We start from the raw sequence: 17,772 nt of genomic DNA, 5'->3' as shown, positions 1-17,772 counted from the left end.
GCTATGCTCTTGGCGATAGCGCTGCCACATTCACTATCGCCATTGCTCGGTGTTTCGCCGCCCTCTATCGTCGTCAGTGAAACCTTGCAGGCGCTGGTTTGCCGCCGATGGCGATGCGGCGCTCAGCGCCGTTATCACGGACAAGCCCGATTCAGAGCACTCCAGCGTACACACGGATTTTTCCGAATACGGCTTTTCCAGCGCCGGCCAACGGCGTAAAAACAAATTCCAAGAAAGGCCCGATGAAGCGTTCGCTTCATGAGAGAGCCTATTAGCCTGAGTCGATCCGCCCCGTGTCGAACCGTGGCACTCAATGACGGATGGCTCGACCCCATAACCTTGAACTATGCGGGCGTGCCCATGATTACTCTGAAACTCAACGGTCAAGACCATCAACTGGACGTCACCGAGGATATGCCGCTGCTTTGGGCCATCCGCGACGTGGCGGGTTATACCGGGACCAAATTCGGCTGCGGCATGGGCCTGTGCGGCACCTGTACCGTGCACATCGACGGGTTACCGGTGCGCTCCTGCATCACCCCCGTTGGCTCAGTGGCGGGGCAGGGCATCACGACGATCGACAACCTGCACGGCGATCCGGTCGGCCAGGTGGTGCAGCAAGCCTGGCTGGACGCTGGCGTCGCCCAGTGCGGCTTCTGCCAGGGCGGGCAGATCATGTCGGCCACGGCCTTGCTCAAGGTCAATCCCAAACCCAGCGATGCCCAGATCGAAGAAGCCATGCTCGGCAATATTTGTCGCTGCGGAACCTATAACCGCATCAAGAGCGCCATTCATCAGGCCGCCGCCCATCTGCAGGAGGCCAAGGCATGAATACGTCCTTGAACGATTTCGTCCTGAGCAATCTCAGCCGGCGTGGCTTTCTCAAGGGCGTCGGCGCCACCGGCGCGCTGGTCCTGGCGGCGAGTTGGGGCCTGCCCGAGGCTTTTGCCGAAGGTGAGCAGAAATACGGTGCCGACCATATGCCCCATGGCTGGGTCGATGATCCCAAGGTCTATGTGAGCATCGATACCGATGGCAGCGTGACGGTGATCTGCAACCGTGCCGAGATGGGCCAGGGCGTGCGCACCAGCCTGAGCATGGTGGTGGCGGATGAGCTCGAGGCCGATTGGGCGCGGGTCAAGGTCAAGCAGGCGCCGGGCGACGAGGCGCGTTTCGGCAACCAGGACACCGACGGCTCACGCAGCATGCGGCACTGGTATGAACCCATGCGGCGTTGCGGCGCGGCGGCCCGGAGCATGCTCGAACAGGCGGCCGCCGCGCAGTGGAAAGTCCCGCTGGCGGAGTGTCGGGCGCGGTTGCACAAGGTTATCCACAGCCCGAGCGGGCGTGAGCTCGGTTACGCGGCCCTGGCGGCCGCGGCCGCGGCATTGGCCGTTCCGGCCCGCGACAGCCTGAAGCTCAAGCAACCCTCGGAATTCCGCTATATCGGCAAGGAGTCTTCCCGGGCCATCGACGGCGCGGATATCGTCAATGGCCGCGCGTTGTACGGGGCCGATGTGCATTTCGAGGGCACGCTCTACGCCACCGTGGCCCGGCCACCGGTGTATGGCGGCAAGGTCAGATCCTTCGATGCCGGTGCCGCGCTGAAAGTCCCGGGAGTGCTCAAGGTCCTGGAAATCGAAAGTCGCCCGTTGCCTTCCGAGTTCCAGCCGCTGGGCGGGGTGGCGGTAATCGCCAGCAACACCTGGGCGGCGATCAAGGGCCGTGAGGCGCTGACGATCGTCTGGGATGACGGTGTCAACGCCGGTTATGACTCCGTTGCCTACCGCCAGGAACTGGAAGCTTCGGCGCGCCAGCCCGGCAAGGTGGTACGCGATACCGGTAATGTCGACGAAGCCTTGAAACGCGCCGACAGCCAGTTCGAAGCCGGTTATTACCTGCCGCACCTGGCCCAGTCGCCGATGGAACCGATGGTCGCTATCGCCCGCTTCAACGATGGCCACTGCGAAGCCTGGGCACCGACCCAGGCGCCCCAGGTGACCCGCGAGCGGATCGCCGAGCGCCTGGGGATCGGCTTCGACCAGGTGACCGTCAACGTGACCTTGCTCGGCGGCGGTTTCGGGCGCAAATCCAAGCCGGACTACATCATCGAGGCGGCCATTCTCGCCAAGGCGATGCCGGGCCAGGCGGTGCGCGTGCAGTGGACCCGCGAGGATGACATCCACTATTCCTATTTCCATACCGTGTCGGCGGAATACCTGCGGGCCAGCCTGAACAAGGACGGCACGCCATCCGGTTGGCTGCACCGTACCGTGGCGCCGAGTATCACCGCGCTGTTCGCGCCCAACATGAACAACGAGGGCGCTTTCGAGCTGGGCATGGGCTTTACCAATATGGCCTACAACATTCCCAATGTGCGCCTGGAAAATCCGTCTGCAAAGGTGCATACGCGAGTGGGCTGGTACCGCTCGGTGTCGAATATCCCCCATGGTTTCGCCATCCAGAGTTTTGTCGACGAGCTGGCGCACAAGGCTGGCCAGGACCCCTTGGCCTATCAGCTCAAGTTGCTGGGGCCGGATCGTCGGATCGACCCGCGAACCCTGAGCGAGCAGTGGAACTACGGTGAGTCCCCCGAGCGCTATCCCATTGATACCGGGCGGATGCGCGCGGTCCTGGAAACCGCGGCCAAGGCTGCCGGCTGGGGGCGCGAACTACCGCCAGGGCGCGGCCTGGGGCTGGCGGTGCATTACAGTTTTGTCACCTACGTGGCGGCGGTGATCGAGGTGGAGGTCAAGGAGGATGGCAGCCTGATCGTGCACAAGGCCGATATCGCCGTGGACTGCGGTCCGCAGATCAACCCGGAACGGATTCGCTCGCAGTTCGAAGGGGCTTGCGTCATGGGCCTGGGCAACGCTGTGCTGGGCGAGATCAGCTTCAAGGAGGGCAAGGTCCAGCAAGACAATTTCCATATGTACGAAGTGGCGCGCATGTCCCTGGCGCCGAAGGAGGTGGCGGTGCATCTGGTCACGCCGCCGGGCGAAGTGCCTTTGGGCGGTGTCGGTGAGCCGGGCGTGCCGCCGATCGCGCCGGCGCTGTGCAACGCGATCTTTGCCGCCACCGGCAAGCGTATTCGCAACCTGCCGGTGCGTTACCAGCTAAAAGGCTGGAACCAGGTGCAAGCCTGATGGACAGCGTTGATCTGAATGTCCTGCGCAGTGTCCTGCAATGGCGCCGCGCGGGACAGCGGGTGGTGCTGTACAGCGTGGTCCAGACCTGGGGCAGCGCGCCGCGTCCGCCGGGGGCGATGCTGGCCTTGCGCGGGGACGGCATGGTGATCGGTTCGGTGTCCGGTGGCTGTATCGAGGATGACCTGATCCAGCGTATGCAGGATGGACGTTTGCCGGAAGACGGGCCTCCGGTGCGACTGGTGACTTATGGCGTGACTCGTGACGAGGCCGCGCGTTTTGGCCTGCCTTGTGGTGGCACCTTGCGCCTGACCGAGGAGCGGGTCGCCGATCCAGGTTGGGTCGCGCAATTGCTGGCGCGCTGCGAGGCCCATGAGATTGTCGCCCGGGAGCTGAACCTGGCCACTGGCGAAGTGACCTTGAGCGACGCGGGCAAAACCGACACCCTGAGCTTCGACGGTGAGCGCTTGCGGGCGATCTACGGTCCTCGTTGGCGCTTGTTGTTGATCGGTGCCGGCCAATTGTCGCGCTACGTGGCGGAAATGGCCCGGTTGCTGGATTTCGAAGTACTGATCTGCGATCCACGCAAGGAATTCGTCCATGGCTGGGAAGAGCAACATGGGCGTTTTGTGCCGGGCATGCCCGATGAGGCCGTGCTGAATATCCAGACCGACGAGCGCACGGCCATCATCGCCCTGACCCACGACCCGCGGCTGGACGACATGGCGTTGCTCACGGCATTGAGTTCCAGGGCGTTCTATATCGGTGCATTGGGCTCGCGGGTCAACAGCCAGAAGCGCCGGGACAATCTGGCAATGCTGGGCTTGGCCCCGAATGCCATCGCTCGGTTGCATGGCCCGATTGGTTTGCATATCGGTAGCCATACACCCGCGGAGATTGCCTTGTCCTTGATGGCGGAAGTCGTGGCGATCAAGAACGGTGTTGGGTTGCGGCAGAAAAAGCCGGAGTTGGCGACCCGTGAGTGAGTCGGTTGCGGCCATTGTCCTGGCGGCGGGGCGGGGCAGCCGCTTCCGGCAGGCGGCCGGGGCCGATCAGGACAAGTTGTTGGCGCCGTGCGTTGGCCGCGATGGTGTCGAGCGAGCGGTGTTGGAACATGTGCTGCTGAGTTTACCGCAGCGGCTTGCAACCCGGTTATTGGTGACGACTGCGGATCGCTTGGAGGTGATCCGCTTGGCACGGGCGTATGGCTGTCGGGTATTGCTGATCGAGTCGACGGGCATGGGCGACAGCCTCGCCGCCGCCGTGGCGGCGACGGCCGATCAGGCGGGGTGGCTGGTGCTGCTGGGAGATATGCCGTTTATCCTGCCGGAGACGGTTGTGCGGGTGACGGCGGGGATTGAAGACGACGCCATTTGTGTGCCGGTTTTTCAAGGTGAACATGGGCATCCGGTGGGGTTCGGGCGTGCGTTTGGGCCGGCTCTGATGGGCTTGTCGGGGGATCGCGGGGCCAGGCCGTTGTTTGTGGGCGGCAACGTACGAGAGGCGTCTGTCGAAGACCCGGGTGTGCTTTGGGATGTTGATAGACCTGAGCACTTGATATTTTTGTAGAAGTTTTTTAGTTAGACGCTGCCTCCGAGACCAACGCGACCTCGCTATTAGTTGGTATTGGCGTGGGTTTAATCATACTCGTACGTCGGTTCTGAGCAGGCAAGCGCTCCTATTTTTGGGCCTTTGATTGGAATCAGGCAATCGTATCTCTCACGTGCAGCGGGCAATAGAGGGAACACCAGTAGGCTGCTAGCTATTCCTTTGTCCGAAAAAGTTATGTTTTCGAAATCTGAGTAGGAAACCTGGTTCATAAAGGATTTTCCGTTTATAGAACATATTTTCTTTCTGGATAGAATGTTCCATTTTTTGTCTGGATCTAGCACTTCTATGGTCAGGCAGGGGTCGTCATGGGTTTTAATGTAGCGGGCTACTACTTCGCCGATTCTTCTCGAGTGAGCCTCGTATATGGTGTTGTAGTTTGCTTTCTCACTGGCTGCGTTGGCGTTGGTGGCGGCGGAAATGAGTAATAGAATGATTTTGCTCTTCATTTTTTCACCTGGATTTATCTAGGTAGCTTATGCGCCTGTTGAAGCGGTCGTTGGGTACGTTTGGCCAGTTTTTTGGGGCGCTGATGATTGAATACAATTTGTCGATGTCATTGTTTATGAGGTGCCGTTGCAGCAGTGCTCTGGATCGGGCGTCGTAGTCGCCTCGGTACCTTAAGTCGACTATTAGATCTTTAATCGCTTTGTGGGTTGAATGCCAGTTCAATTTCCCATAATTGTCTGTGGTGTCGATTTTTTCTGAAATTCGAAGGACCTCGCTTTCCATAAAGTCATAGACCGGTTGGAATAGTTCGTACTGTTGCTTTCTGGAAATGGAAAACGTCTTGATCTCCGGGCTGGCAGCCTTGAAATAGTTTTTTGCCGCCTGACCACGAAGCCCTTTGGCCCCAATCAACCAGCTATACAACGGCTCAGGAATATCGGCTGCTAGCAGATCGGCTTCGGCATTTTTGTTCTGCCCTAAGTCATATCCACGACCAATGGTTATTCCCGAAGCACCACCCGGCCAATGTACTTTACGACTGAAGTAGATATGCAGCGGATGTGCCGGATCATCAATATCATTGCCTTCCACATCAAACGTCAGTTGTCCTCGCTCCACCTTGAGCCACTTGAGGTCGTTTTCATCTTCGATGGCAACAAAGTTCGCCAGTAACCCAATGGGATGGAAATGCCAGGCTTTTCCGTCCGGATTGATCCCATGTTTACCTGCCAGCTCGGCCCACCAGGACAGTTTCCGAATACGCTTTTTCTCTTCCTCCCAGCGTTCATTGGGCCTGCTGTCGCCATGTCGCAGCAGGTGATCCAGCTCATTCCATTTTGCGGGGTTCCAGAACCACTCGCTTTCGTAATGAACAATCAACTGCGAAATGGCCTGGGCGTGATGGGGATTGTCCAGCGCGGTGCGAATTCGCGCCGGCGTCAGCAGCGGGCTGACCGCGATGGAGTCGGCGTTGCCCTGGATGATCTGGCGCAATCGGGTCCTGATTGGGCCATTGTTCGCCTTGTGCACCAGCAAGTCGTAGTCGGCCTGCTGCGCCTTGCTCAGCAACTCCAGCGCCTGGAAGTGGCAGGCCAGCTGTTCGCCATGGCAGCTGGTTTCGCGCAGGCAATCAAAGCCCGCCCAATCCCACGGGCTGTAGTCGTCGAAGAACAACGCGCTCTCGCCCAGCCAGCCACTGACGCGCTGGCCGCTGGCGTCGGCCATGCGCTTCTTGAGGTGCCACCAGTTCTGGGTGTAGGGCTTCAGGCCAGGAGGGGCAAAGGTATCGCGGATCCGCTGATCGGAAGGCAGGTTGTCGAGGACCACCCGGGGCAGGATCAGGCCGGGGAGCGTTCGCAGGCTGCGCATGGCCATTCTCGGGGGATTGGCGGCGTTGATCTGTGCTGTGTGAGGGGCCAGCGCGCTGGCGATATTGCTGATGCTGACCAGGCCTCTTTCACTGGCGGGAAGCTGAACGGCATGGGCCCGGCTCTTTTCGATAAAGGCTGGAACGTCGTCGCAACTGAAGATTTCCAGATGCAGCAGGTCATCGCCATTCGGATGACGGGGCGTACTGAAGGCGCCGGGATGGCCGATCAAGGCCCCGGCCTTGATGGCGTGCGGGGTGTCGAGAAGGATGACCTGGCCCTTGGCTTCAGGCGCGCCCCTCCAGAACGAGGGTCTGGCTCTGTCGGGCTCGCGCTGGTAGTGCTCCCAGCTGAGCAAATGCATGTACAGGCTGTAGAAGGTCAGAGACGGTGACGGCAGCAGGGGGATCGCGCCATGTGGCTCGCCAGGCAGGCTCAGGCGGTGCTTGACCAATGCGAACGCCGTTGAATAGGTCGCGGGCTCACGGTTGGCCCCGAGGGCGGTCGGATAGGCCTGATCGATGCGGTAGGCGATGACTTCGCCATCGGCGATGCAGCGCACGGCTTCCTGGTCGAGGAGGGCGGCGGTGTTCTTGTCGAAATGTACCCCACCATGCCAGAGCCCGCCTTGCCCCAGCGGATAGGTGCCGCCCACGGCTTTGGCCAGGGCGTCGTAGCAGGTTTGCGGATCAGTGACTTCCCGGCTGCGAGCGCCGGCTGTCTTGAAAGGAAAGCACCAGGTTAGTCTCTTGTTTGCGTCCGTCATGAACATTGCCCTCTCACCTGTCCCTGAGAGGCTCGACTGTGCACTGGTGAAAAGCTGAGTTCAGTCAGCTGGATTCAATTTGTGGCGTGGGACTTTTCTTTGTTGTATGGCGGCTTTATCCATAGGCAGGAAAAATCCGCTGGGCCTCCTGAATAACGGACAAAAAAACCCCGCCTGCATCACTGCAGGCGGGGCTTTTCAACAGCCGTCAGAGTCAGGCGAGGGGTTTAGGCTCGTGGGCTTCTTCCAGGGCTTTGTGGTTGTGTTCAACCACTTCTTCGGCGGACTGCAGGTTTTCGTCGATGGTCGGCGCAACCGCTTCGCTTTCGTTGTGCGCCAGCGCCGCCGGAGCAGCTTCAGGCGCGGGGGCCGGTTCGGCGGCGACCACGGCCTCTACTGCCGGGGCGGCAGCGGCACGCTCGGCGGCTTCCTGAGCCAGACGCTCTTCCTCACGCTTGCGACGACGCACTTCACGTGGATCGTTCGGTGCGCGGCCGTTGCTGGTCAGGGCGCTGGCTGGAGCCGCCTCGACAACTACCGCAGCGGCTTCAGCCACTACCGGGGCAGCCACTGGAGCAGGCTCTGGTTGGGCAACCACGGCTGGCTCTTCAGCCACGACAGGTTCAGTCACGGGCGCCTGTTGCGCGACCGCGGGCTCGGACCATTGGAACGCGGCCTGGACTTCCTGGGCCGGCTCTGGCGCTGTTTGCGCGACCGGAGCTGCTTCGGCGACAGGCGCTTGAGCGGCTGGCTCTTCAACCACTGGCGCTGCGACAGCCGATGTTTCGATGGCCGGTTCAGGCGCCACGAATACTGGCGGCTCCGCGACAACGACCGGTTCGGCAGGGGCTTCAACCGCAGGCTCGACCGCGTGAACCGGAGCAACTTCCACTTCCGGTACCGCCGGGGCTTCTACCGGGGTAGTGGCTTCAACGACCGGAGCTTCAACCGCGGGTGCTTCCTGGGTCGCGGCAGTGGCCAGTTCGGCCTGCTGATGCGCCTGGGCTTCGGCTGGAGCACTGATCACGCTGCTGGCGACGGCGGCGGTCACGGCCAGGCCGGCAGCCAGTTCGGCAGCGGTAGCCGGTTCGTGAGGTTCTTCGCTGCCTTCTTCCGAGCCTTCGATCACATTGCCGTTGGCGTCACGCTGACGCTCGCGACGGTTGCTGCGGCGACGTTGACCACGGGAGCGACGACGGGGACGATCGCCACCTTCGGCGTTGTCCTGGCCTTCGTCCTGCAGTTGCTCTTCGCCCTGCAATACTTCTTCTTCAGCGGCGACGGCAGCCTGCTCGGCACGTGGTTGGCGTTCTTCACGCGGTGGACGCGGCTGACGTTCTTCACGTGGCGCACGGGCCGGACGTTCTTCGGCGACTACGCCAGCCGTCGCGGCAGCGGCGACAGCCGGTGCGGCATCCAGCGGCTCGCGCAGTTCACGCACGCGTTCTTCACGTTCGCCACGTGGCTTGCGATCTTCACGCGGGGCGCGTGGTGCGCGTTCTTCACGCGGGGCACGTGGGGCACGTTCCTCACGAGCTACGGCCGGTGCTTCGTCACGCACTTCGCGGACTTCACGTGGCGCACGTTCTTCACGCGGTGCACGCTCTTCCCGTGGCGCGCGTTCTTCACGCGGCTCGCGCGGCGCGCGTTCTTCCCGTGGCGCACGCTCTTCGCGCGGCTTGCGCTCTTCATCACGGCGACCGTTACGGTTGCGGCTCTGCTGGCGACCGTTGCGACGCTCTTCGTTACGGGCAGGACGCTCGGCCGCCGGTTTTTCAACCACGGCAGGGGCAACCGGCTCTTCCTTGCTGGCAAACAGGCTGACCAGGGACTTCACCAGGCCCTTGAACAGGCTTGGTTCGGCCACGACCGGTGCCGGGGCGGCGACAGGCGCAGCCACTTCTTCGGTCGGAACCGGCGCGTTGGCGCGGACCGGCGCGGTCTTGACCGCCGCTTCCTGGCGAACCAGGGTGCGGGTGGCCGCGGCCGGCTGGACATCTTCGACTTCGGCGGCGGCCGCGGCGATTTCGTAGCTGGACTGGTTGGTGTGGGCTTCCGGGCTGTCGTCGCGCAGACGTTGCACTTCGAAGTGCGGCGTCTCCAGGTGATCGTTCGGCAGGATCACGATACGGGCGCGGGTGCGCAGTTCGATCTTGGTGATCGAGTTGCGTTTTTCGTTGAGCAGGAACGCGGCGACCGGGATCGGCACCTGGGCGCGGACTTCGGCGGTGCGGTCCTTCAGGGCCTCTTCCTCGATCAGGCGCAGGATCGCCAGGGACAAGGATTCGACGTCACGGATGATGCCGGTGCCGTTGCAACGCGGGCAGACGATGCCGCTGCTTTCGCCCAGGGATGGACGCAGGCGCTGACGGGACATTTCCAGCAGGCCGAAGCGCGAGATACGGCCGACTTGCACGCGGGCACGGTCGGCTTCCAGGCATTCGCGGACTTTTTCTTCCACGGCGCGCTGGTTCTTGGCCGGGGTCATGTCGATGAAGTCGATGACGATCAGGCCGCCGATGTCGCGCAGGCGCAACTGACGGGCGATTTCCTCGGCGGCTTCCAGGTTGGTCTGCAGCGCGGTTTCTTCGATGTCGCTGCCTTTGGTGGCGCGGGCCGAGTTGATGTCGATGGACACCAGGGCTTCGGTCGGATCGATGACGATGGAGCCGCCGGAAGGCAGTTCGACGACGCGCTGGAAGGCGGTTTCGATCTGGCTTTCGATCTGGAAACGGTTGAACAGCGGCACGCTGTCTTCGTACAGCTTGATCTTGCTGGCGTACTGCGGCATCACCTGGCGGATGAAGGTCAGGGCTTCGTCCTGGGCTTCAACGCTGTCGATCAGCACTTCGCCGATGTCCTGGCGCAGGTAGTCGCGGATGGCGCGGATGATCACGTTGCTTTCCTGGTAGATCAGGAAAGGCGCGGAACGGTCCAGGGAGGCTTCCTTGATCGCGGTCCAGAGTTGCAGCAGGTAGTCGAGGTCCCACTGCATTTCTTCGCTGCTGCGGCCAAGGCCGGCGGTGCGCACGATCAGGCCCATGTCGGCCGGGGCAACCAGGCCGTTCAGCGCTTCACGCAGTTCGTTGCGCTCTTCGCCTTCGATGCGCCGGGAAATACCGCCGGCTCGCGGGTTGTTCGGCATCAGTACCAGGTAACGACCGGCCAGGCTGATGAAGGTGGTCAGGGCGGCGCCCTTGTTGCCACGTTCTTCTTTCTCGACCTGGACGATGACTTCCTGGCCTTCGCTCAGGACGTCCTTGATATTGACGCGGCCTTCGGGGGCTTTCTTGAAGTATTCGCGGGAGATTTCTTTCAGCGGCAGGAAGCCATGGCGCTCGGAGCCGAAATCGACAAAGGCAGCCTCAAGGCTTGGCTCGATGCGAGTAATCCGGCCTTTATAGATGTTGGCCTTCTTCTGCTCGCGGGCACCGGACTCGATGTCCAGGTCGTAGAGGCGCTGGCCGTCTACCAGGGCAACACGCAACTCTTCGGGTTGAGTTGCGTTAATCAGCATTCTTTTCATGTAGTACCGTCGGTTTCCGGGCTGCCGGAAACGGCGTTCGGCACACACGACTTCTCACGGTCGGTGTCAGGTGCGTCAGGAGTGGTTGGCCATTCCTGTGTCGGGCGAGGTTCGTCCAGAGGGGACGAAGTCGCGACTCACGCGTCCTGCTTCTTGGGGTGACAAAAGACACCTCACAAGCAAAAGCTCTGTCAGGAGGAGGAATCAACCGCGGCTGTGGACGATATGAAGCGTCTTGATAAAGCCTAATGCTACACAGTCCGACGGTTGTGCATCTCCACCCTACACGTATCCCTGATAATTCGGGTGCGGCCGCGCGCAGAATCCGCAGCGGGTTGGCATTTACCGTGTTCTCCGAAAGGGGAAAGCACGCTCATGGCTAATTAGGCGTTGTTTCCGAAGCCTTCGCCCAGGTGTGATTCGTGATCGACTGCACTTTGTGAACTGGCCGTTAATACCGGCTCGGGAAACGAGTGTTGACTCAGTTTACCGGCGCGCTTCAGGCCTCATGTCACCTGCGCTCGTTACGATCGCGAACCTTTCCTCGAACGGCGAAAGCCCCGTAGGACGGCCTCGCATCCTGATGAATTGCGTTGGTCAGGGCCGGCTGTTGGCCGTTGGTCCTCTGTCCAGCCGCTTTTGGCGGCGTTCGCGACTATAGCAGTAATGATTAAGTGCTTCAATTCCATAAAAAATTGTTATCATCGCCGACATGACGACGACTACCCCCCCGACTCCAAGCGTACAACTGCTTGAGGTCTCGCCGGAATATGCCGGCCAGCGCATTGACAATTTCCTTCTCGCCCGGCTCAAGGGTGTGCCCAAGACCTTGATTTACCGCATTTTGCGCAAAGGCGAAGTGCGGGTGAACAAGGGGCGCATCAAGCCCGAGTACAAACTCCAGGCCGGCGATATCGTGCGGGTCCCGCCCGTGCGCGTCCCCGAGCGCGACGAGCCGGTGCCCCTGGCCCAGGGTCTGTTGCAGCGCCTTGAAGCCTCGATTGTGTTCGAGGACAAGGCGCTGATCGTGATCAACAAGCCGGCCGGTATTGCCGTACACGGTGGCAGTGGCCTGAATTTCGGCGTGATCGAGGCCTTTCGCCAGTTGCGTCCGGACACCAAGGAGCTGGAGCTGGTCCATCGCCTGGATCGCGACACCTCCGGGCTGTTGATGATCGCCAAGAAGCGCAGCATGTTGCGTCATCTGCACGAAGCGCTGCGCGGTGATGGCGTCGACAAGCGCTATATGGCTCTGGTCCGCGGTAATTGGGCGGCCTCGATCAAGCAGGTACGCGCGCCCTTGCTCAAGAGCAACCTGCGTTCCGGCGAGCGCATGGTCGAGGTCAACGAAGAGGGCAAGGAAGCGCTCACCGTGTTCAAGGTGCTGCGCCGTTTCGGTGATTTCGCGACGATGATCGAAGCCAAGCCGGTCACTGGTCGTACCCACCAGATTCGCGTGCATACCCTGCATGCCGGGCACTGTATTGCCGGTGACAGCAAGTACGGCGACGATGATTTCACCAAGGAAATTCGTGACCTGGGTGGCAAGCGCCTGTTTCTGCACGCCTACATGCTGACCGTGCCGTTGCCCGATGGCGGCGAGCTGAAGTTGCAGGCGCCGGTGGATGAAATGTGGGCCAAGACAGTGGAGCGACTGAGTGCGGTCTGAATACAAGCTGCTGATTTTCGATTGGGACGGCACCTTGGCCGATTCCATTGGTCGGATTGTCGAGGCAATGGGAGTGGCGGCTGCTCGTTCGGGGTTCGCCCCGCGCGATGAGTCGGCGGTCAAGGGCATTATCGGCCTTGGCTTGCCAGAGGCGATTCGCACGCTCTACCCGGCGATCGGCGATGCTGAATTGATCGTCTTTCGTCAGCACTATGCCGACAGCTACATTGCCCTCGAGGCGGAACCCTCGCCGCTGTTTCCGGGCGTTGTGCAGTCCATGGAGGCGTTTCGCGCCGCCGGCTACCAGCTGGCGGTCGCGACCGGCAAGGCCCGGCGCGGATTGGATCGGGTGTTGAAGGCCCATGGCTGGCTGGATTATTTCGATATCACCCGCGCCGCCGATGAAACCGCGAGCAAGCCGCACCCGCTGATGCTCGAGCAGATTCTCGCCCATTGCGCTGTCCCGGCTTCCCAGGCCTTGATGGTCGGGGATTCGGCGTTCGATTTGCAAATGGCGCGCAATGCTGGCATGGATTCGGTGGCGGTGGGTTATGGTGCCTTGTCGCTGGATGAGTTGCGGGTATTCGAGCCGCGCTTGGCGATTGACAGTTTTCCACAGTTGCACGCCTGGCTGGATGGCCGGGTCAATTGAATTCGTTGGGGTGAGCAAGCATGTCTGATGAGTGGGGCGCGCCGCCCAAGGCAAATGCCGATTCGGCTGATGACAAGAGCTGGAAGCTGCTGGAAAAGACCTTGCTGGCCGGTGTGCAGGAGCAGCGTCGCTCACGGCGCTGGGGGATTTTCTTCAAGTTGTTGACCTTTGTGTATCTGTTTGGCGCGCTGGTGATGTTTTCGCCGCTGATCAATATCGAGAAGAGCGCCGGTCGTGGTGCCCACTACACCGCGCTGATCGAGGTGCGTGGGGTGATTGCGGACAAGGAGTCGGCGAGTGCCGACAATATTGTCGGCAGCCTGCGCAGTGCCTTCGAGGATGCCAAGGTCAAGGCGATCATCCTGCGCATCAACAGCCCGGGCGGCAGTCCGGTACAGTCGGGTTATGTGTATGACGAGATTCGTCGCCTGCGTGGCCTGCACCCGGACACCAAGGTCTATGCGGTGATTTCCGATATCGGTGCTTCCGGGGCTTATTACATTGCCAGTGCGGCGGACGAGATCTATGCCGACAAGTCCAGTCTGGTCGGCTCTATCGGTGTGACGGCGGCCGGTTACGGCTTTGTCGGTACCATGGAGAAGCTGGGGGTGGAGCGTCGTGCCTACTCTTCGGGCGAGCACAAGGCGTTTCTCGATCCGTTCCAGCCGCAGAAGGCCGATGAGACCCGGTTCTGGCAGGGGGTGCTGGATACCACTCATAACCAGTTCATCGCCAGTGTGAAGAAGGGGCGTGGTGAGCGCCTGAAGGACAAGGAGCATCCCGAGTTGTTCTCCGGGCTGGTCTGGTCTGGCGAGCAGGCGTTGCCGTTGGGCTTGATAGACGGCCTGGGCAGTGCCAGTTCGGTGGCGCGGGATGTGATTGGTGAGAAGGAACTGGTGGACTTTACCGTTCAGGAGTCACCTTTCGATCGCTTCTCGAAAAAGCTCGGTGCCAGTGTCGCGGAGCAGTTGGCGATGTGGATGGGCTTCCAGGGGCCGACCTTGCGCTGATATTCGTGCGGCAATAAAAAACCGGTCGCGAACGACCGGTTTTTTATTGGGGCGTCGAGCCGGTATTTTGTGCTGAAAGGACTTATGGGATCTGCACGCCTTCGGCCAGCAGCATGTCCACCAGGCGGATCAGCGGCAAACCGATCAGGCTGGTGGCATCCGCCCCTTCGGTGCTCTGGAACAGGCTCACGCCCAGTCCCTCGGCTTTGAAACTGCCGGCGCAGTCGTAGGGTTGTTCGGCGTGAAGGTAGCGTTCGACGCGCTCGATCTCCAGGTGGCGCATCTGCACGGTGAAGGGGATGCAATCCACCTGGCAGGCGCCGGTCCGGCTATTGAGCAGGGCCAGCCCGGTGAGGAAGCTGACGCGCGCGCCGCTGGCGGCCAGCAGCTGCTCGCGGGCCTTCTCGAAGCAGTGGGGTTTGCCGAGTATCCGTCCGTCGAGTACCGCGACCTGGTCGGAGCCGATAATCAGGTGTGCCGGATGACGCACGGCCAGGGCCCGGGCCTTCTCCTCGGCGAGACGTTTGACCAGCTCGATGGCGGCTTCGCCAGGGCGCTGACTTTCGTCGATATCCGGCGCCGCGCAGGTGAAGGGCAGGCGCAGGCGGGTCAGCAATTCCCGGCGATAAGCCGAGCTTGAGGCAAGTAACAAAGGCAACATGCGCTTCTCCTGACGATGGTCGTCGATTCTAGTCGGCCCGTCAGCTGACGGACAGAGCCTAATTTCCTTTGACAGTGGCGGGGGGCATCCCTAGAATGCTGCGCCTATGTTGAATGACCCGATTCCACCTCACGTTGACCCGCGCAAATTGGCTGATCGTGGCACCACCCTTCAAGGTGAGCTGCTGCTGGCCGATTTGGAGAGACTCTGCGACTCGCTTTCCGACACTGTCGGTACGGTGCAGGCTAAATTCGTTTTTGAGCGAGATGAACGTAAAGCCGTGATGATTCACAGTTTTATCGACACTGAAGTCAAAATGGTTTGCCAGCGTTGTCTTGAGCTGGTCACCCTGCCGATCCATAGCGAATGCAGTTATGCTGTGGTGAAGGAGGGTGCGAATACCCAGTCGTTGCCGAAAGGTTATGACGTGCTGGAACTGGGCGAAGATCCTTTGGATCTGCAGGCATTGATCGAGGAAGAGCTTCTGCTCGCCTTGCCCATTGTGCCTGCTCATCATCCGGAAGAATGCCAGCAGCCGGCGGGGCTCGATGAGCCCGAACCGAGCGAGGACGAGGTAACGCGGTCCAACCCGTTCAGTGTATTGGCGCAGTTAAAGCGTGACCCAAACGTTTAGGAGTTAATCAATTATGGCTGTTCAGCAGAACAAAAAATCCCGCTCCGCCCGTGACATGCGTCGTTCCCACGATGCTCTCGAGGCTAGCACCCTGTCCGTGGAAAAGACCACCGGTGAAGTTCACCTGCGTCACCACGTATCGCCAGAAGGCGTATACCGTGGCCGTAAAGTGATCGACAAGGGCGCTGACGAGTAAATCTTGTCCGCTCAGATCATCGCGATCGACGCAATGGGCGGGGACTTCGGTCCCCGCAGCATTGTCCAGGCCAGTATTGCTTGCCTGTCCGCCACGCCTTCGCTGCACCTGACCCTTGTCGGCCAACCTTCCCAGCTTGAACCCCTGATCGCCAGCTACCCGGCTGCGGATCGCGCGCGCCTGACCATTACTCCTGCAAGCGAAGTCATCACCATGGACGAGCGTCCATCCCAGGCCCTGCGCGGCAAGCCGGACTCGTCGATGCGCGTGGCCTTGCAGTTGTTGCGTGACAACAAGGTCCAGGCCTGTGTCAGCGCCGGTAATACCGGTGCCTTGATGGCGCTGTCGCGGTATGTGCTCAAGACGTTGCCGGGGATCGATCGCCCGGCCATGGTCGCAGCCATTCCGACCCAGCGCGGCTATTGCCAGTTGCTGGACCTGGGGGCGAATGTCGATTGCAGTGCCGAGCATCTGTTCCAGTTCGCCGTGATGGGCGCGGTGGCGGCCGAGGCTCTCGGTGTGGTCCGGCCGCGTGTCGCCTTGCTCAATGTCGGCACCGAGGACATCAAGGGCAACCAGCAGGTCAAGCTGGCGGCGAATCTGCTGCAACAGGCGCGCGGGCTGAACTACATTGGCTTCATCGAGGGCGACGGGCTGTATCGCGGCGAGGCTGATGTGGTGGTGTGCGACGGTTTTGTCGGCAATATCCTGCTCAAGTCCAGCGAGGGCCTGGCGACCATGATCGCCGCGCGGATCGAGGCGCTGTTCAGGCAGGGCCTGGCATCGCGGCTGGTCGGTGCCCTGGCCATGCCGTTGCTCAAGCGGCTGCAGGCCGATCTTGCCCCGGCGCGGCACAACGGCGCGAGTTTTCTCGGTCTGCAGGGCATTGTTGTCAAGAGTCACGGCTCCGCCGGGGTCGAGGGCTTCCAGAGCGCGATTGCGCGGGCCTTGATCGAGATCCAGGAAAACCTCCCCGAGCGCCTGCGCGGTCGCCTGGAGGATCTATTGCTTTAGGCGTTTTCCCGCGGGAATGCTTAAATGTGACCGCTCAGTTCAATCAGCCATCCAAACTGACAGTTTCTTGCGTCCGCCAAGGCGGGACGTCAATTCTCCGACGACCAGATCATTAGGGGCTTGTTACATGTCTACATCCCTCGCATTCGTCTTTCCAGGACAGGGTTCGCAGTCCCTCGGCATGCTGGCCGAGTTGGGCGCGCAATACCCACTGATCCTGGAGACTTTCAAAGAAGCCTCCGCTGCCCTGGGCTATGACCTCTGGGCCCTGACCCAGCAGGGTCCTGAAGAACTGCTCAACCAGACCGACAAGACCCAACCGGCCATCCTGACCGCCTCCATTGCCTTGTGGCGCTTGTGGCTGGCCGAAGGCGGTGCGCGTCCGGCCTATGTCGCCGGCCATAGCCTGGGCGAGTACAGCGCGCTGGTCGCCGCTGGCAGCCTGAGCCTGGGCGATGCGGTGAAGCTGGTGGAGCGGCGCGGCCAGTTGATGCAAGAGGCGGTTCCGGCCGGGCAGGGCGCCATGGCGGCGATCCTTGGGCTGGACGATGCCGATGTGATTGCCGCGTGCGCCGAATCCGCCCAGGGCGAAGTGGTGAGCGCGGTGAACTTCAACTCCCCGGGCCAAGTGGTGATCGCCGGGGCCAAGGCGGCCGTCGAGCGCGCCATGGAAGCCTGCAAGGCCAGGGGCGCCAAGCGCGCCCTGCCGTTGCCGGTCAGCGTGCCGTCGCATTGCGAACTGATGCGCCCGGCCGCCGAGCGCTTCGCCGAGTCCGTCGCCGCCATCGACTGGCAGGCTCCGCAAATCCCGTTGGTACAGAACGTCAGCGCCCAGGTGGCCGCTGACCTGGCGACCCTCAAGCGCGACTTGCTGGAGCAACTCTACAAGCCCGTACGCTGGGTCGAGTCGGTCCAGTGCCTGGCGGCCAACGGTGCCACCGAACTGGTCGAGTGCGGCCCTGGCAAGGTGCTGGCCGGCCTGAACAAGCGTTGCGCCGACGGCGTCAACACGTCCAACCTCAATACCCCGGATGCCTTCGCCGCCACGCGCGCGGCGCGGGCCTGAATCAGGA

At 61.6% G+C, this 17,772-nt stretch carries 15 protein-coding genes; 11 read left to right on the top strand and 4 right to left on the bottom strand.

The window, feature by feature from the left end; translation table 11 throughout:
- The first annotated feature begins 360 nt into the window (after positions 1 to 360).
- From PFEN_RS00425 to PFEN_RS00410, 4 genes are read left to right on the top strand one after another with little or no spacing between them, the layout of a single operon-like run.
- Positions 361 to 831 (top strand): (2Fe-2S)-binding protein, encoded by a 471-nt coding sequence (locus PFEN_RS00425; protein WP_191485083.1) that lies wholly within the window; start codon positions 361 to 363, stop codon positions 829 to 831.
- Complete coding sequence (locus tag PFEN_RS00420) at positions 828 to 3,146, top strand: xanthine dehydrogenase family protein molybdopterin-binding subunit (RefSeq protein WP_191485082.1); 2,319 nt, start codon at positions 828 to 830, stop codon at positions 3,144 to 3,146. The genes PFEN_RS00425 and PFEN_RS00420 overlap by 4 nt, the downstream gene beginning before the upstream one ends.
- Positions 3,146 to 4,132, top strand: a complete 987-nt coding sequence (locus PFEN_RS00415; RefSeq protein ID WP_191485081.1) for an XdhC family protein — start codon at positions 3,146 to 3,148, stop codon at positions 4,130 to 4,132. The genes PFEN_RS00420 and PFEN_RS00415 overlap by 1 nt, the downstream gene beginning before the upstream one ends.
- On the top strand, positions 4,125 to 4,715 hold the full coding sequence (locus tag PFEN_RS00410) for a nucleotidyltransferase family protein (protein WP_191485080.1): 591 nt from the start codon (positions 4,125 to 4,127) through the stop codon (positions 4,713 to 4,715). Before PFEN_RS00415 ends, PFEN_RS00410 begins: the two co-directional genes overlap by 8 nt.
- Positions 4,716 to 4,783: 68 nt before the next feature.
- On the opposite strand, the gene PFEN_RS00405 is transcribed toward PFEN_RS00410, so the two are convergent.
- The 3 genes from PFEN_RS00405 to rne all read right to left on the bottom strand — a co-directional run bounded on the left by PFEN_RS00405 (position 4,784) and on the right by rne (position 10,863).
- Positions 4,784 to 5,203 carry a hypothetical protein gene (locus PFEN_RS00405; protein ID WP_191485079.1) on the bottom strand — a complete coding sequence of 140 codons (420 nt, stop codon included), beginning with the start codon at positions 5,201 to 5,203 and terminating at the stop codon, positions 4,784 to 4,786.
- A 4-nt stretch (positions 5,204 to 5,207) separates the two neighbouring features.
- On the bottom strand, positions 5,208 to 7,343 hold the full coding sequence (locus PFEN_RS00400; RefSeq protein WP_191485078.1) for a hypothetical protein: 2,136 nt from the start codon (positions 7,341 to 7,343) through the stop codon (positions 5,208 to 5,210).
- A gap of 208 nt (positions 7,344 to 7,551) precedes the next feature.
- Positions 7,552 to 10,863, bottom strand: coding sequence for a ribonuclease E (rne, locus tag PFEN_RS00395; RefSeq protein ID WP_191485077.1), 3,312 nt, complete (start codon positions 10,861 to 10,863; stop codon positions 7,552 to 7,554).
- A 712-nt stretch (positions 10,864 to 11,575) separates the two neighbouring features.
- Between rne and rluC the strand changes: the two genes are divergently transcribed.
- From rluC to PFEN_RS00380, 3 genes are read left to right on the top strand one after another with little or no spacing between them, the layout of a single operon-like run.
- The gene (rluC, locus tag PFEN_RS00390) at positions 11,576 to 12,532 is read left to right on the top strand and encodes a 23S rRNA pseudouridine(955/2504/2580) synthase RluC (protein ID WP_191485076.1); all 957 of its coding nucleotides are present in this window, start codon (positions 11,576 to 11,578) and stop codon (positions 12,530 to 12,532) included.
- Positions 12,522 to 13,184 carry an HAD-IA family hydrolase gene (locus tag PFEN_RS00385; protein ID WP_191485075.1) on the top strand — a complete coding sequence of 221 codons (663 nt, stop codon included), beginning with the start codon at positions 12,522 to 12,524 and terminating at the stop codon, positions 13,182 to 13,184. Before rluC ends, PFEN_RS00385 begins: the two co-directional genes overlap by 11 nt.
- A gap of 20 nt (positions 13,185 to 13,204) precedes the next feature.
- Entirely contained in the window at positions 13,205 to 14,194 is a 990-nt protein-coding gene (locus tag PFEN_RS00380) for a S49 family peptidase (protein ID WP_191485074.1), read from the top strand.
- An 82-nt stretch (positions 14,195 to 14,276) separates the two neighbouring features.
- Here PFEN_RS00380 and PFEN_RS00375 read toward each other — a convergent pair whose 3' ends face one another.
- Positions 14,277 to 14,855, bottom strand: a complete 579-nt coding sequence (locus PFEN_RS00375; protein ID WP_191485073.1) for a Maf family protein — start codon at positions 14,853 to 14,855, stop codon at positions 14,277 to 14,279.
- A gap of 106 nt (positions 14,856 to 14,961) precedes the next feature.
- Between PFEN_RS00375 and PFEN_RS00370 the strand changes: the two genes are divergently transcribed.
- The 4 genes from PFEN_RS00370 to fabD all read left to right on the top strand — a co-directional run bounded on the left by PFEN_RS00370 (position 14,962) and on the right by fabD (position 17,765).
- Entirely contained in the window at positions 14,962 to 15,489 is a 528-nt protein-coding gene (locus PFEN_RS00370) for a YceD family protein (protein WP_100940760.1), read from the top strand.
- A 13-nt stretch (positions 15,490 to 15,502) separates the two neighbouring features.
- A complete protein-coding gene (rpmF, locus tag PFEN_RS00365; RefSeq protein ID WP_003179396.1) occupies positions 15,503 to 15,685 on the top strand; it encodes a 50S ribosomal protein L32 in 183 nt (60 codons plus the stop codon).
- A gap of 3 nt (positions 15,686 to 15,688) precedes the next feature.
- Positions 15,689 to 16,699 (top strand): phosphate acyltransferase PlsX, encoded by a 1,011-nt coding sequence (plsX, locus tag PFEN_RS00360; RefSeq protein WP_191485072.1) that lies wholly within the window; start codon positions 15,689 to 15,691, stop codon positions 16,697 to 16,699.
- A 127-nt stretch (positions 16,700 to 16,826) separates the two neighbouring features.
- The gene (gene fabD, locus PFEN_RS00355; protein ID WP_191485071.1) at positions 16,827 to 17,765 is read left to right on the top strand and encodes an ACP S-malonyltransferase; all 939 of its coding nucleotides are present in this window, start codon (positions 16,827 to 16,829) and stop codon (positions 17,763 to 17,765) included.
- The last annotated feature ends 7 nt before the right edge of the window (positions 17,766 to 17,772 follow it).

It is taken from the genome of Pseudomonas sp. FEN (genome assembly GCF_904067045.1).
In the GTDB taxonomy this organism is placed as follows: Bacteria; Pseudomonadota; Gammaproteobacteria; order Pseudomonadales; family Pseudomonadaceae; genus Aquipseudomonas.
Note: the sequence above shows the minus strand (reverse complement) of the source record. Positions and strands in the feature narration are given on the sequence as shown.

Bases quoted from the DNA above. Each gene is read 5' to 3' on its own strand.
- PFEN_RS00425 (WP_191485083.1), top strand. From the start codon at position 361: ATGATTACTCTGAAACTCAACGGTCAAGACCATCAACTGGACGTCACC.
- PFEN_RS00420 (WP_191485082.1), top strand. From the start codon at position 828: ATGAATACGTCCTTGAACGATTTCGTCCTGAGCAATCTCAGCCGGCGT.
- PFEN_RS00415 (WP_191485081.1), top strand. From the start codon at position 3,146: ATGGACAGCGTTGATCTGAATGTCCTGCGCAGTGTCCTGCAATGGCGC.
- PFEN_RS00405 (WP_191485079.1), bottom strand. From the start codon at position 5,203: ATGAAGAGCAAAATCATTCTATTACTCATTTCCGCCGCCACCAACGCC.
- PFEN_RS00400 (WP_191485078.1), bottom strand. From the start codon at position 7,343: ATGTTCATGACGGACGCAAACAAGAGACTAACCTGGTGCTTTCCTTTC.
- rne (WP_191485077.1), bottom strand. From the start codon at position 10,863: ATGAAAAGAATGCTGATTAACGCAACTCAACCCGAAGAGTTGCGTGTT.
- rluC (WP_191485076.1), top strand. From the start codon at position 11,576: ATGACGACGACTACCCCCCCGACTCCAAGCGTACAACTGCTTGAGGTC.
- PFEN_RS00380 (WP_191485074.1), top strand. From the start codon at position 13,205: ATGTCTGATGAGTGGGGCGCGCCGCCCAAGGCAAATGCCGATTCGGCT.
- PFEN_RS00375 (WP_191485073.1), bottom strand. From the start codon at position 14,855: ATGTTGCCTTTGTTACTTGCCTCAAGCTCGGCTTATCGCCGGGAATTG.
- PFEN_RS00370 (WP_100940760.1), top strand. From the start codon at position 14,962: ATGTTGAATGACCCGATTCCACCTCACGTTGACCCGCGCAAATTGGCT.
- rpmF (WP_003179396.1), top strand. From the start codon at position 15,503: ATGGCTGTTCAGCAGAACAAAAAATCCCGCTCCGCCCGTGACATGCGT.
- fabD (WP_191485071.1), top strand. From the start codon at position 16,827: ATGTCTACATCCCTCGCATTCGTCTTTCCAGGACAGGGTTCGCAGTCC.